This window comes from Thermodesulfobacteriota bacterium, assembly GCA_040755095.1.
Lineage (GTDB): Bacteria > Desulfobacterota > Desulfobulbia > Desulfobulbales > JBFMBH01 > JBFMBH01.
Map to the genome: position 1 here is coordinate 1 of JBFMBH010000006.1, position 13,887 is coordinate 13,887.

A 13,887-nucleotide genomic window follows, 5' to 3' on the forward strand; every position below is an offset into this window, starting at 1 on the left:
AGAAGGCCCGGCGGATGCCGGCGGCGCCGGCGGCCCGGTCGAGGCCCACGGCCTGCCGGAGCACCAGGAGGCAGTTGGCCCGGGCCAGCCAGAGCAGGAAGAGGAAGAAGACGCCGTAGGCGCCGATCATCTGCATCTCCTCTGGCCGGCTCAGGGTGGGGCCGAAGGTGACGCCGAGGGCGGCGGCCGGCACGTGGTAGCCCAGTACGGCCAGGAGGCCCACCAGAAGACCGGCGGCCAGGTGGAAGAACCAGAAGGAGAAGGAAATCTGGCGGGCGGCCAGGAAGGCGAAGCCGATGAAGGCCGGGTAGATGCAGATCTTGAGCTTGGCAAAGCCGGCAAGAAGGCCGGCGGGCGGGAAGTAGATGCCGGCCAGGATCAGGGTCGGGATCTGGGGCACTGCCGGGTAGTAGAAGTGCAGGCCGTTCACCAGGTGCAGGCAGACCGGCAGCGACAGGCCGGCCAGGAGATAACGGTCCCGGAGCAGCCGGGCCAGGCCGCCGCTGTCCACGGCCTCGGCCAGGACCATGGGCACCCGGAGCAGGGGAAGGTTCATCCGCTCGTTGACCAGCCACTGCCGTCCCACCAGGTGCACCAGGCAGAGCATGGCCAGGTAGGCCAGAAGCACAAAGCCGGCCCAGGCCACCAGGGCCTGGCTCCAGGCTGGCCAGGGGATGCGGGCCACCACCTCCAGCCAGGAAAGGCTGCGGCCCTCGGGCAGGCCGTTGTACAGGGTCTCGATGGCCGCCGGCTCCGGATACCAGCCGTCGGGCAAGAGCGGCTGCAGCCGCTCCTGCCAGCGGTTCTCGGCGGTGGCGAACTGGAACGGTGCGGTGAGGTTGATGAACAGGGTGCGCACCAGGCCGGTGTAGGCGATGCCGGAGACCACCGCCATGAGCACCCAGACATAGAGCAGCTCCTGGCCGGAGAACAGCCGGTAGCCCCGGAAGAGCGCCCGGACCAGGCAGGTGGCCAGGGCCAGGAGCAAAAAGAGCACGAAGGGGGCCAGGGGGAAGTGGCCGCCGCCCAGCGGGGTGCCCTGGAGAAAGGCGTTGTTGAACGGGGTGACCGCCGCCAGGAGCACGGCGCCGGCCAGCCCGGCGACCAGGGCCCGGAGGCGCAGCCGGGCGGCCGGCTGGCTGTCCTGCCGGCTCAGAAAGCGGCCGCTGAAATCCTCGGGCGCGGGCTTGCCTGCGGTCATGGGCTGGCCTCTGCGGCCAGGCCGGAGCCGGCCGGCCGGCACTGCTCATAGATGTCCCGGGCCTCGGCCTGCCGCAGCACCTCGGCAAAGCGGCCATGGGCCTCGACATCCAGGGAGCGCCAAACCAGGAGCTCCTTTCTGAGGGCATGCAGGAAGGCCCGGTTCATCCGGAGCCAGACATTGGCCTCCCCGGCCTCCCGCACCAGCCGCACCCGGATCTCCAGATAGCCTTCCGCCTCCGCCGCCGGGCAGAACTGCACGTCCACCCGCTGCATGATCCCGAAATCGAACGGCGCCAGCCACACCCGGGCATGGAGGTGCAGGCAGGCCGGGTGCGGGCAGGTGGCCCGGACACAGGCCGCGCCCGGCTCGGCGCTCAGGCGCTCCGGACAGATCTGGGTGATCTCCAGCTCGCCGGTGGAAAAAAGGCCGTGGGAGACGTCCCGGTGGGCCATGAGATAGGAATAGATGAAGCCGCCGATGCTCTCATGCTCGGCCAGGCGCATGAGAAACGGCAGGGTGATGGCCAGCTCGTTGCCGGTCACCGGCGGCAGGGACCAGGCCCGGTTGACGTCCGGGATGGCGATGGCCGCCGCCACCCGGGCAGGATAGAGCGCCGAGACCAGAACCACTGCCATCACCAGCAGCATGGCCGCCACCCCGGACAGGGAGGAGTAGTTGACCGTGATGCCGGCCCACAGCGGGGTGCCGGCAAAGAGCCGGGCCGAGGTCTGGGCCAGGAGATAGCCGATCACCACACTCAGGATTGCCAGGGCCAGGGCCTCGGCGATGAAGAGAAAGCCGACATGGGAGGGCGCCAGCCCCACCGAGGTGTAGATGCCGATCTCCCGGCGCCGTTCGAACACCGAGCTGATCATGGTGTTCAGGACGATGAAGATGGCAATGAGCACCGGCACCACGATATTGGGCACCCCGGAATAGCCCAGGGTGTCGCTGGCATGGTAGAGGAAGGTGCCCTGGGGCTCGCCGGTGAACAGGGCGAGGCCGAAGCGGTCGGCCATCTCGTGGGCCAGGGCCGCCAGGTCGGTGCCGTCCGGCGGCCGGGCGGCCAGGCCCTTGAGATGACCGCCGGCCGCCAGCAGGAAGCCGGCGCTGGCGATCACCGTCTCCTCGGCCGGCACATGCTGGCAGCGGCTGTGGAAGGCCCGGACCTCCTCTCCGGACTCCAGGGCCTCCATCTCCGCCTCGGTCATCTCCATGGCCGCCTCGCCGGGGAAGATGACCGGGGTCAGGCTCTCACCGTCCAGGTCCGGCCGCCTCTCCAGCAGCTCCGGGGCGAAGCAGCCCACCACCCGGAAGGGCCGGCCCCACATCTCCACCGGAGCCGCCTGGGGCTCGGCGGGGTCGATGCCCAGGGCCTGGGCCAGGGGGGCCGGCAGAAGGAGGGCATCCATCTCCCCCTCCTTGAGCCAACGGCCGCCCACCAGGGTCCGATCGAGGCCGGTGACCCGGGGCTCGCTGGCCGCCAGGCCCAGGAGACCCTGGGCCTCCACCTGGGCCGATCCGTGCCGCACCGGGAAGCGCAGCGCCCGGCTGGGGTCGTCGTCCTCCAGCCAGACCCGGGGACCCACCCGCTCCCGGCCGCCGAAGAAGGCCGCCAGCTGGTCGGCAGCCTGCGGCGGCAGGCTCTGCCAGGAGACGTTCTTCACCAGCAGGCCCTGGTAGCCGGCCTCCGGAGCAAAGCGGAGCCGGGCGTGGTGGCGGATCCCCTTCACCGTGGTGAAGCTCATGATGGTGAAGGTGAGGATCACCAGGGTGGTGCAGGTCAGCGCCGTGCGCAGCCGCCGGCGCCGCAGGTTGCTGACCCCGAGAAGAAGGGCGGCCAGCATCGCCTTGCCGCGGCTGATCTCCGTGGCCAGCTGATGCCGGGCCCGGCGCTGCAGGCCGGCCATCTCGGTCTCGAAGCGGGCGACGATGATGGCGGTGACCAGGAGGGAGAGCCCAAGGATGAAGAAGGCGCCGATCACGACCAGGGGGCTGTAGGCCAGCTGGAAGGCCGGATGCACCCGGTAGACCAGGGCGATGAGGGCCACCAGGATGCCGGTAAAGGCGAGGATGCGGCGGTGGATGTCCACCGCGGCCACGGTCAGGCGCTCCAGGCAGAAGGCGAAGGGGGCAAACAAGGCGATGTAGAACAGCACGCCGAAGAGCACATCCCGACCGGTGCTGTCCACCTGGTCGTAAACCCGGCTGGCCAGGGCCAGGGAGCGGTTGCTGGCCGCCACAAAGCCGGAATAGCTGCTGGCCGACAGCGCCGCCATGGCCTGGGCCAGGGCCTCCCGGCCGCTGGCGCGCAGGTTGCGGATCCGCTCGTCCACCACCCCCCGCTCCTCCAGGGCGTCGATGCGGGGGCCCAGAAGATGCCACATGTCGGAGGCGGCCCGGAAGGCGGTGTAGTAGACCACCGGCCAGTCGTCCACCAGGTAGCCGCGGCCCTCGGGATGCTCCCGGTCGCTGTTCAGGAGGATCATCTTCTTGCGCAGGATGGTGTCCGACAGGGTGAGCTTCAACGGGGTGCCCGGCTCCAGAAAGATCGAGGCGACGGTGGAGACCCGGGTGTCGATGCGGCTGTACCAGTAGCGGACCGGCAGGGTCTCCCGGCGGCCGTCGATGAGCTCGATCTTGGTCAGCGGCCGGAGGGTGCGGGGCTCCAGGAGATCGAAGAGGGTGAGCTGGCGGCAGGCGAACATGACGAGGTCGGTCTCCATCTGCCGCCGCTGCATCTTCACCCGGTAGGCGTCCTTGCCGGTGCGCTTCTTGTCCACCGCCCACAGGGTCTCGCCGGTGGCCGGATCGAAGCGGTAGGCCTCCAGGATCACCTTGTCCAGCACATGGCGCTTGTCGGCCACCCCCAGGAGCTCGAAGCCGCCCCGGGCATCCACCATGGCATGGAAGCGGGCTGGCCCCTGGAAGGCCAGGACCACGGTGCCCGGTGCCGGCTGGTCGGCAAAGAGCTCGCCATGACGCAGGAACTTGGCCCGGCCCCGCAGCACGGAAAAGCCGTTCGGCGGCGGCTCGCCGGCGGCCAGGCTCGGCGCTGCCGCCAGACCGGTCACCAGGTCGTGCACCAGTCGGGCCTGGTGGCGGGCCCGCTCCCAGTCCACGCCTTGCGGCAGGTCATAGGGGGTGCCCCAGGCCGAACGGCCGTCATGGACCGTGGCCAGGGTCAGGCCGCGCAGGCCGGCCAGGGCGCTCACCTCGCCGGCCAGGGCCGGCCGGTCCAGGAAATGGCTCTGCCAGGAACGGCTCTGGCTGGGCCGCAGGGTGTCCCGGTAGAGATCCCCGGCCGGGGAGCCGGCGGCAGCGGCGGCCAGGGCCCGATCCACCAGGCTGTAGGCCGGGGTGCGGTTGACCTGAGGCTTCAAGGCATAGAGAAAGCCGGAGTGGAAGGCCCCTAAGCCCTGGCCGTGGCTGGACAGATGCAAGGAGACCGCGGCCGCGATCTCGAATTCCCCGACCTGGCGGCGCAGGCTGGCTGCCGCCTTGAGCAGGCGGGCCTCCCGGCGGCTGGCGGCCAGGAGCCCCTGGCTGTCCTCCTTCGCCCGGGGCACCAGCCAGGCCAGCAGGGCCTTCTCCTCTGCCGGCAGCCCGCCCCAGGAGCTGCGCCAGCCCAGCCGCCGCAGGACGAGACGCTGGCCGGCCAGGGCCTCGATGCGGGCCCGCCGCTCCGGACCGGCCTCTTCCATGCGCAGGCGCATGAGTTGGCCGGACAAATCATCCACCTCGGTCTTGATCCGCTCGGCCACCGCCAGCCGCACCGCCAGCGGTGCCTGCTCCGGCGCATCGGCGGCCTGCGCCAGGCCGGCCAGCACCGCCTCCTGCTCGTCGCTCGCCGCCTGCAGCTCCTTCTGCCGGTCCCGCAGCTCCTTGGCCCTGAGGCTTACCGCCCAGACCAGCTGGCGCATGCCGGCCTGGGCCTGGGCGTGACCGGCGGAGGCCACCAGCAGGACCGAGCGGGCCGGAGGGGCGGCGACCAGCCGCCGGGCCGAGGCCAAGAGGGTGGCGATGCCCAGGGCCTCGTCCGCCCCAGGGGAGGCGCCCAGCACCGTGGCGGTGCTGTCGTAGAACGTTTCCAGGATCAGAAGCTCACCGGCCAGCCTGGGGTCAGCGCCGGGGACGAGGGCATAGAGGCTGTCGGCCTCCACCTCCTGCCAGGCCACCGAGGCGGTCAGCCGCGCCTGGCCGGCCAGGATTCCGTCGGATCGCGCCCCGGGCTCGCCCAGGGCGCCGAGGGCCGCCACCGGCAGCCAGAAGCGGGGAAAGGTCAGGGGGGAGAGCTCCAGCTTGTCGGCCAGGAGGAGGCGGTCGGTGTTGCTCCGGTCGAGATAGATCACCGCCAGGGCGCCCAGGGAGGCGACGGTGAGCCAGGCGTTGCCGGAATCCAGCTCCAGAAGGACGATGGCGCCGGCCACCGGCCTGCCATCCAGGTCGGCCAACTCGCCGCGGCCGCCGTAGACCAGGGGTCCGGCCAGGCCGGCCGCCGGCATGCTGCCCGGCGCGATGGCGTTGGCCGCCAGCGGCTGCACCGGGATGGTCAGGCCCGCCGCGGCCACGGTGAGCCGGGCAGGGCCGGCCCGCAGCACCGGCAAGGCCATGGGCAGACGGGCCGGATGAAGGCCCAGGTCCCGCAGCTCCGCCTCCAGCAGATCGGCCGCCTCGCCGGCGCCGGGGCTGCCGGTGCTGCGGTCGCCCAGGGCCGCCAGCTCCTCCACCACCCGCACCAGCGGGTCGTTCGCGGCCCAGGCCACCTCGACGGCCGGCGCCGCTCCCAGACTCGCCACCAGCAGCCCGACTGCGACCACGAAGCCGGGGCGCCAGTCAGCCATGGGCCGCGATCCCACCCACCGAGATGGACAGCTCCTCCCGGTCGCCGATGCGCTCGATGCGGCCGTCCCGGATCCAGACCACCTGATCCGAGACATTGAGCATCTTGATGTCATGGGTGGCGGAGATGATGGTCACCCCCCGCTCCTGGGACAGGCTCTTGAGCAGGGCGATGATCTCCTCGCCGGTGGCGAGATCCAGGTTGCCGGTGGGCTCGTCGGCCAGGATGATGGCCGGATCGTTGGCCAGGGAGCGGGCCACCGCCACCCGCTGCTGCTGGCCGCCGGACAGCTCCGAGGGCTTGTGACGGAAGCGCTCGCCCAGGCCGACCAGCCCAAGGAGGCCAAGGCCCTTGTCCACGGCGGCGTCGTTGGCCATGCCGGCAAAGACCATGGGCAGGGTGACGTTCTCCAGGGCGGTCATCACCGGAATCAGGTTGAAGGTCTGGAAGATGTAGCCGATCTTCCGGCAGCGCAGCCAGGCCAGCTCGTAGGCATCCAACTGGGCGATGTCCACCTCGTCGATGAACACCTTGCCGGTCGTGGGCTTGTCCAGGCCGCCGATCATGTTGAAAAGCGTGCTCTTGCCCGAGCCGGAGGGCCCCATGATGGAGATGTAACGGCCGGCGGCGATGGTGAGGTCGACGCCCTTCAAGGCCTGGACCTCGGTGCCGCCCATGGCAAAGGTCTTGGTGACCCCGGCGACCCGGACAATGGCGTGACCGCTCGTCATGACCGTGCCCCGGCGCTCCGCTCCCTGTTGTCCATCAGGTCCATAGCGTCCTCCTCCATCCCGCAGCATCACGGCTCGACGCGCATGGCTTCCACCGGCTGCATCCGGGCCGCCACCAGCGCCGGGTAGACGACCCCCAGGAGGCTTAAGCCACAGCCCACCGCCGTGGCCCGGCCCGCGGTGGCCAGAAGCGCTGGCCAGACGGAGCCCGCCAGAACCGCCGGTCCGAACCGGACCCAGGCGGTGAGGAAAGCGGCGAGCACCCCGATGAGGGCGCCGGCCGCCGCGCCAGCCAGGCCTTGCATGCCAGCCTCCAGAAAGAAGAGCCGGACCACGAAGCGATCCAGGGCGCCCAGGCATTTCATGGTGCCGATCTCCCGGAAGCGCTCGGTGACCGCCATGAGCTGGGCATTGACGATCCCCACCGTGCAGACCAGGAGGGAGAGGATGACGATCCAGCGCTCCTTGGCGCTGCTGCCGATGCTGGCCTGGCCCGGCGCCAGATCGTGGCCGGCCCGGATCAGGGCCTCCCGCAGGCCTTCGTCACCGGTGGCCAGCAGGCCGTTGGCCAGCTCGATGCTGCTCTGGACAAAGGCCAGAAAAGCCACCGCTGCCACCAGGGTCAGGGTGGTGATGAGAGAGCGCAGGAAACGGACCCGGATGCTCTGGAAGGCGATGAGCACCGACTTGGCGAGGGGCAGCCGCACCTGCCGGCCGGCAGCATGCGTCGGGACAGAAGCAGGGTCGGAAGACGACAGGGTACGGGTCATGGCACAGGAGATTCTATACTGGTGCGGTGGGGCTTGTCCAACCCTCTGGCAGCAGATGACCGAAATGCACCAGCCGCACCCCTGGCAGGCGTGCCAACCCGGCCAGGAGCGCGTCCAGGAAGACGAAGGCCGCCTGGTTCATCCGCTGGTGGTGGATCATGATGCCGCAGCGGTCGGCGGCCAGCCCCTGGGCCAGCTCTTCCAGGAGAATGGCCGCCGCGGCTGCCGGCTCGGACTGCCGGCGGGTGTGCAGATCCACCCGTACCGGCAGCTCGGTCACGCCCGGCTGCGCCGGCGGCAGGGCGCCTTGCCAGCGGGAGAGCACCGGCAGGCCCAGCCCCGGCAGCAGGGCCAGGGCCGTTTCACTCATGCGGTTCCAGGGCGGCGTGAACGCCGGGAAGAAGGCCTCACCCAGGATCCCGGCCAGCCGCTGCCGGCCCTTGGCCAGATCGGCGCGCAGCTTTGCCTCCGGCCGGGCGGCGCCAAACTCCTCCTTGCGGCCCGCGGGCTGGTGGTTGCGGTGGCGCCAGCCGTGCTGGTGCCAGCACCACAGATCCGGATCGACGCCGGCGACCAGGGCCCGGATCTCCTGCCAGCGCCGGCTGGTGAGCCAGGCCGGCACCACCGCCAGGGCCAGGGGCACGTGATGCCCGGCGAAGGTGGCCAGGAGCCGGGCCAGGTTGCGGCCCGGCACACCGATATCGTCGGCCCGGAAAAAGACCGCCACCGGCGCTGCCGCCGGCCGGCGGGCCACCGCAGCCAGCAGGGCCTGCAAGCGGGGCAGGAGGTCGGCAGGCGGCGCCTGCCACAGGGGCACGGGGGGCCGGGTCATGGCAGGCGTCCCTCCTGCACCAGCTGCCGCAACAAGGACGCGGTCCGGGCGGCGCCGTCCAGATCCACGGCCGGCGGGGCGGCGGCCCGCCGGCCCAGGGCCTGGGCCATGCGACGGGCCAGAGGCGCCGGCTCCAGGTCCTCGTCCTCCAGAATGCCCAGGCCGGTCCTGGCGCCCAGCCGCTCGGCCCGTAGCCGCTGCTCCCGGTTCTGGTCAAAGGGCCACACCAGAGCCGGCACGCCGGTGGCCAGGATATTCATGGTCGTGTTGTAGCCGGCCATGCTCACCGACAGGTCGGCGGCCGCCAAGAGATCCAGGAACTGGTCGCTGAAGCGCTCCACCCGCAATCCCGGCCCGGCCTGGGCCTGGAGGGCTGCCAGGTCCGCCTCCGGCAGAAACGGGCCGCTCAGAACGAGGAGCAGACCCGGCCGTTGCAGCAGGGGCCAGGCCGCCGCCACCGCCCGCAGGAGGGGGCCGGCCACCGCGCCGCCGCCGCCGCTGGCCACGACCAGGATGTCGCCGGCCGCAAGCCCCAGCTCCTGCCGCACGCGACCAAAAGCCCCAGCCCCCGGCCGCGGCGCCACGAAGCCGGTGTAGCGCACCGGCGGCCGGATGGCCCCCAGGCTGCCAAAGGTTTCCGCCAGGGACAGGACCGCCGGATCGGCGTGGACGAGCACGGCGTCGAAGAACCGGTTCAGGGTGGACACCACCCGCTCCTCGTAGCCGGCGGTGTCCTTCTTCTCCACCAGCACGTCCCGCAGCGAGGAGACCACCCGGCAGGCAGGCAGACGGCCGTCCCGGATGCCAGCCAGAACCGGGTCGAGCTCCCGGCGGAAGGCCTTGCGGCCGAAAGGGTAGAGCTCCACCAGGAAGAGGTCGGGTGCCTCGGCGGCACAAAGGGCCAGGAGCGCCTCCTGCCGCTGGCGCCAGATGGCCTCCACCGGGGCGTCCTGGGCCTGGAAGCCGGTGAAGGCGGCGTCCATCATCAGGGCCGGCAGCCGGATCTCCCGGACATGGGCCGGCAAGCGCACCGGCACGGCGGCGCCGCCCGTGACCAGGAGTACATGCTCCCCCGCCAGGGCCTCGTCGATGGCCAGGCTGCGGAAGAGATGCCCCATGCCCAGGACATGCTGGCAGTAGTGGAGGACCTTCATAACGGTTGGGCGTTGACCCTGGTGACAGCCAGCTGGCCGGCGGTCGCGGTCAGGAGATGGAGATGGCGCGGCGCCAGCGGTGAAGGCCGGCCAGCCACAAAGTCATGTCCGGTCAGCCGGTAGACAAGGCACTTCACCACCCCCTCGTGAGCGACCACCAGGATCCGGCCGCCGGGCCGGGCCGCGGCAGCCGCCAGCAGGGCCTGGCGGCTGCGCTCCCAGACCTGGCCCCGGTCCTCGCCGCCGGGGGGCCGGAACCCCCAGCCGGCCGCCTCCTGGGCTGCCACCGCCTGCCGGTCCAGGTCGGCAAGGCGGCAGCCGGTCCAGGTCCCCCAGTCCTGCTCCCGCAGCCGGCCATCCACCAGGACCGGCAGGCCCAGCTGGTCGGCCAGCCCCAGGGCCGTGGCCCGGGCGCGCCCCAGATCGCTGGTCAGGACGCCCTGCCAGCCGTGGCCGGCCAGGGCTGCAGCCCAGCGGCTGATCTCGGCCTGGGCCCCGGAGGCCAAGGGGCTGTCGGCCTGGCCCTGGATGCGGCGCTCCTGGTTCCATACCGTGGTGGCGTGGCGCATGAGGCCAAAAAGGGTGGAATCCGTCATCCCCTGCCCCACCTGGCCGCCACCTGGCGCAGAAGCTGGTCCACGACGCCGTAGCTCCGGTCCAGATCGTGGTCGCGGCGGACGTGCTCCCGGGCCGCCTCCGCCATGGCCTGGCGGCGGCCGGCGTCGGCCAGCAGCCCCCTGACCGCGGCGACGAAGGCCGGCATGTCGAGGGGCGGAGTCAGCAGGCCGGTGCGGCCATCCGCCACCACCTCCGGGATGCCGCCATTGGCAAAGGCCACCACCGGCAGGCCGCAGGATTGGGCCTCCAGGTAGACCATGCCCAGGCTTTCCCGGATGCCGGGAAACACAAAGAGGTCACCCGCCGAATAGACCCGGGCCAGCTCCAGGCGGGGCACCCGCCCCAGGAAGCGCACCCGGCCCGGCAGCCAACGGTCTGCCAGGGCGCGGAGGCGGGACTGCTCCTCGCCATCGCCGGCAATGGCCAGGAGGAGATCGATCCCCGACTGCACCAGGCGGCCGCAGGCCTCGATGGTGCAGGCCAGGCCGTCCGCCTTCACCCCGGGCCGGAACATGGCAGCGCTCACCACCACCGGCCGCTCGCCGGCTTCCCAGGCGGCGCGCACGGCTGCCCGGCCACCGGCGTCGAAGACAAAATCCCCGGGCCGGATGCCGGGGACCACATAGACCACCCGCTCGGCAGGCAGCAGGCGCCGGAGGTTGACCTCGTCCGCCCGGCGGTTGGTGAAGACCAACTCGGCCGCCAGCAGGGCCCGGCGGTTCAGGATGTACCCGGGCCAGGTGCGCCAGTCCCGGCGCCGCTTGGTGGAATAGATGCCCTGGAAGACCACATAGGGCAGCCGGCAGCGGCGGGCCACCACCGGCCCCAGGAGGTCCGGGGCCTTGTAATAGGCATGGTAGGTGAGCCACAGATCCGGCCGCTGGCGGTAAAGCTCGCCGCGCAGCCGCCGGCGCTCGGCCATGACCGCCAGCCATGCCCAGGGCTTCCAGGGCAGCCAGCGGGCCCGCAGGCGGCTGGCCACCGCCACCGCATGCCCCTGCCGCCGCAGAAAATCCCGCAGCCCACTGCCGATCACCAGATCCCCGGACGGGTGCGGATGATCCAACGGCTTCATGGGCGCGTACAAGGCGATGCGCACAGCTGATGCCTCCGCAAGAACAGCCTTTCCGTACGGCCGCGGCGCTTTTCTTCCAGGTCCCACAGGACCAACACAAGACCTACGCTCGCCGCCCCCGGCGGCCAGCTCAATCCGGCGCTGCCAGGGCTCCCCGGAACAGGGCCGCCAGCTGGCCAATGAGCTGCCGGTTGTCGAAGCCCTGGGCCACCCGCTGCCGGCCAGCGGCGATCACCTGCTGCCGGAGCCCGGGATCGGTGAGAAGCCGGGCCATGGCCGCTGCCATGGCGGCAGGATCGTCCGGGGGCACCAGCAGGCCGCTGGCGCCGTCCTCCACCAGCTCGGGGATGGCGGAAACGGTGGTGGCCACAACAGGCACCCCCATGGCCAGACTCTCGGCCAGGACGTTGGGGATGCCATCCCGGTCGCCGTTGGCGGCGATCCGGCAGCCCAGGACAAAGAGATGCGCCTGCGCCAACTGGGCCTGCACCACTTGGTGGGGCTGGGTGCCCAGCCAGGAGCAGATGCCGGCCAGGCCCAGCTGCCGGGCCAGGGTCTCCAGGGCCGACCGCTCCTCCCCGGCGCCGATGAGGGTGTGACGGACCGGCAGTCCCTGGTCGGCGAGGCGGCGCACCGCCCGCAGCACGGTGTCCAGTCCCTTCTTGGCGGTGAGGCGGGCCACGGTGAGGATCTGGAACGGTGCCGCCGGGGCGGCCGGTCCGGCGGCCGGGGCGCTGAACAAGGACAGATCGATGCCGTGGTAGATCCGGTGGATCGGGGTGCTGCCATAAGCCAAGCGGGCCAGGTACTGGCGGTTGTGCTCGGTGCAGGTGACGACAAAGGCGGCGGCGGCGATCTTTTCCGCCAGGGAGCTGGGCTCGCTGGTGTAGATATCCTTGGCGTGGGCGGTGAAGCTGAAGGGCAGGCCAGCAAGAAGGCTGGCGAAGCGGGCCACCGAGGTGGGGGAGTGGGCGAAATGGGCATGGAGATGGCCCACCCCGGAGCCAGGCAGGAGATGACCCACCAGATAGCCGGCCTGGAGGAGATGCTTGATCGTCGCCAGGGGCCGGCCGGCGGCCAGCCGGCGGCGGGCCAGGCCCAGGGCCTGGCGGTAGCGGCCCGGCTGCCGCCGGGCCAGGGCCAGGTTGTGAGCCAGGAGCCGCGGCAGGGGCCGCAGGAGGGTTTCCGGCAGATAGTCGACCCGGGCGCGGATCCGCTGGACGCTGGCGTGGCTGAAGCTCTCCCGGGGCTGGCGCATGGAGAAGATCCGGATGCGCAGCCCCAGCTCCGAAAGAAGCAGGATCTCGTTGGAGATGAAGGTCTCGGAGATGCGGGGATAGCCCTTCAGGATCATGCCCAGCACCGGGCTTGGGGCGTCCATCAGGGCTCGACTCAGGCGCGGAACAGGGCCAGGCGCTGGCGCATCACATCCAGACCGGTCAGGGGGAAGCGGGCCATGGCCTGGCGAAAGGGCTCGGGGTCGGCCAGGATACGGAGGATCTTCTCCTTCATGGTGGCCGGGGTGCACTCGCCCCAGGGGATGAAATCCACCAGCCCCTGCCGCTTGAGGGCCTGGGCGCGCAGAAGCTGCTCCCTGCGCGGCGTCTCCCGGGGGATGATGAGGGAAGGTTTGCCCTGGGTGAGGATCTCGCAGATGGTGTTGTAGCCGCCCATGGTGACCACAAGCTCGGCGGCGGCCAGCAGGCCCTCCATGTGGCGCACAAAGGGCAGGATGCGCACCCCGAGCCGGCGGGCCCGGACCGCCAGGTCCCGCCGCTCCTGCCTGGGCATGAAAGGCCCGGTGACCAGGAGGGAGGTAAAGGGCAGCCGGCCCGCCGCGGCCTCGACCATGGCCAGGAAGGTGTCCATGACCGCAAAGCCGTCACCGCCGCCGCCGGTGGTCACCACCACCAGCCGCTCGCCGTTGGCCACCCCCTGGTCCCTTTTCAGCCGTCGTACCGCGTCGTTCTCCGGGGTCTTCCGGGGGATGTAGCCGGTGAAGATCATCTTGCGGGCCACCGCCTCCGGGATCCCATACTCGACGATGGGGTCATAGAGCTCCCGGTTGCCGTAGACCCAGATCTCGCTGTAGAGATCCGCCAGGGCAGAGTAGACCTTCTTGTCCTCCCAGTCCTGGCGGACGGTGGCGGCGTCGTCCATGATGTCCCGGAGGCCCAGGATGGTGCGGGCCTCGGGAAAGCAGCGCTTCAGCCAGTGCAGGGTGGGCAGCACCTCCCGCTTGAGGCCCAGGGGCTCCTTGTCGACGATGAACAGGTGGGGCCGGAAGGTGCGGGCGGTGGCGGTGATGATGCTCTTGCGGATGCTCAAGGCATGCTGGGGATGGATCTTGATGGACAGGGGTAGATACTCCTCGTTGGTCTTCTTGATCATGCCCGGGATGCGCACGAAATCGATCTGCTCCGGGAAGCTGAAGCGGCCAACGATGGGCGAGCCGGTGAGGATAAGGATGTTGACCTCCGGCCCGATGAGCTGGGAGGCGATGGCCATGGTCCGCCGGATGTGTCCCAGGCCATACGTGTCATGGGAGTACATCAGGATGTCGTACGTGCCGTTACGGACCATCGAGAGCTCCTTGATGAAAGGAGAACAAGCTGGCTGGCACTGCTGGCGGCCCCTCGGCCAGGGCAGAACCATAGCAT

The 13,887-nt window shown here is 70.9% G+C and carries 10 protein-coding genes; all 10 read right to left on the reverse strand.

The features are described 5' to 3' along the window. Positions 1 to 1,201: DUF6785 family protein (locus tag AB1634_02095; GenBank protein MEW6218308.1), on the reverse strand; the 1,201-nt coding region annotated here is incomplete at its 3' end. Next, complete coding sequence (locus tag AB1634_02100) at positions 1,198 to 6,048, reverse strand: ABC transporter permease (GenBank protein ID MEW6218309.1); 4,851 nt, start codon at positions 6,046 to 6,048, stop codon at positions 1,198 to 1,200. The genes AB1634_02095 and AB1634_02100, both read right to left, overlap by 4 nt. Further along, complete coding sequence (locus AB1634_02105) at positions 6,041 to 6,778, reverse strand: ABC transporter ATP-binding protein (protein ID MEW6218310.1); 738 nt, start codon at positions 6,776 to 6,778, stop codon at positions 6,041 to 6,043. Before AB1634_02105 ends, AB1634_02100 begins: the two co-directional genes overlap by 8 nt. 68 nt (positions 6,779 to 6,846) lie before the next feature. Beyond that, positions 6,847 to 7,548 carry an FtsX-like permease family protein gene (locus AB1634_02110; GenBank protein MEW6218311.1) on the reverse strand — a complete coding sequence of 234 codons (702 nt, stop codon included), beginning with the start codon at positions 7,546 to 7,548 and terminating at the stop codon, positions 6,847 to 6,849. A gap of 13 nt (positions 7,549 to 7,561) precedes the next feature. Beyond that, positions 7,562 to 8,380 carry a polysaccharide deacetylase gene (locus AB1634_02115; GenBank protein MEW6218312.1) on the reverse strand — a complete coding sequence of 273 codons (819 nt, stop codon included), beginning with the start codon at positions 8,378 to 8,380 and terminating at the stop codon, positions 7,562 to 7,564. After that, positions 8,377 to 9,534, reverse strand: coding sequence for a glycosyltransferase (locus AB1634_02120; GenBank protein ID MEW6218313.1), 1,158 nt, complete (start codon positions 9,532 to 9,534; stop codon positions 8,377 to 8,379). Before AB1634_02120 ends, AB1634_02115 begins: the two co-directional genes overlap by 4 nt. Then, positions 9,531 to 10,130 (reverse strand): histidine phosphatase family protein, encoded by a 600-nt coding sequence (locus AB1634_02125; protein ID MEW6218314.1) that lies wholly within the window; start codon positions 10,128 to 10,130, stop codon positions 9,531 to 9,533. Before AB1634_02125 ends, AB1634_02120 begins: the two co-directional genes overlap by 4 nt. Then, positions 10,127 to 11,251, reverse strand: coding sequence for a glycosyltransferase family 4 protein (locus AB1634_02130; protein MEW6218315.1), 1,125 nt, complete (start codon positions 11,249 to 11,251; stop codon positions 10,127 to 10,129). The genes AB1634_02125 and AB1634_02130 overlap by 4 nt, the downstream gene beginning before the upstream one ends. 106 nt (positions 11,252 to 11,357) lie before the next feature. Then, positions 11,358 to 12,608, reverse strand: coding sequence for a glycosyltransferase (locus tag AB1634_02135; protein ID MEW6218316.1), 1,251 nt, complete (start codon positions 12,606 to 12,608; stop codon positions 11,358 to 11,360). A gap of 11 nt (positions 12,609 to 12,619) precedes the next feature. After that, a complete protein-coding gene (locus tag AB1634_02140; GenBank protein ID MEW6218317.1) occupies positions 12,620 to 13,810 on the reverse strand; it encodes a glycosyltransferase in 1,191 nt (396 codons plus the stop codon). Between the last annotated feature and the right edge of the window lie 77 nt (positions 13,811 to 13,887).

Bases quoted from the DNA above. Each gene is read 5' to 3' on its own strand.
- AB1634_02100 (MEW6218309.1), bottom strand. From the start codon at position 6,048: ATGGCTGACTGGCGCCCCGGCTTCGTGGTCGCAGTCGGGCTGCTGGTG.
- AB1634_02105 (MEW6218310.1), bottom strand. From the start codon at position 6,778: ATGACGAGCGGTCACGCCATTGTCCGGGTCGCCGGGGTCACCAAGACC.
- AB1634_02110 (MEW6218311.1), bottom strand. From the start codon at position 7,548: ATGACCCGTACCCTGTCGTCTTCCGACCCTGCTTCTGTCCCGACGCAT.
- AB1634_02115 (MEW6218312.1), bottom strand. From the start codon at position 8,380: ATGACCCGGCCCCCCGTGCCCCTGTGGCAGGCGCCGCCTGCCGACCTC.
- AB1634_02120 (MEW6218313.1), bottom strand. From the start codon at position 9,534: ATGAAGGTCCTCCACTACTGCCAGCATGTCCTGGGCATGGGGCATCTC.
- AB1634_02125 (MEW6218314.1), bottom strand. From the start codon at position 10,130: ATGACGGATTCCACCCTTTTTGGCCTCATGCGCCACGCCACCACGGTA.
- AB1634_02135 (MEW6218316.1), bottom strand. From the start codon at position 12,608: ATGGACGCCCCAAGCCCGGTGCTGGGCATGATCCTGAAGGGCTATCCC.
- AB1634_02140 (MEW6218317.1), bottom strand. From the start codon at position 13,810: ATGGTCCGTAACGGCACGTACGACATCCTGATGTACTCCCATGACACG.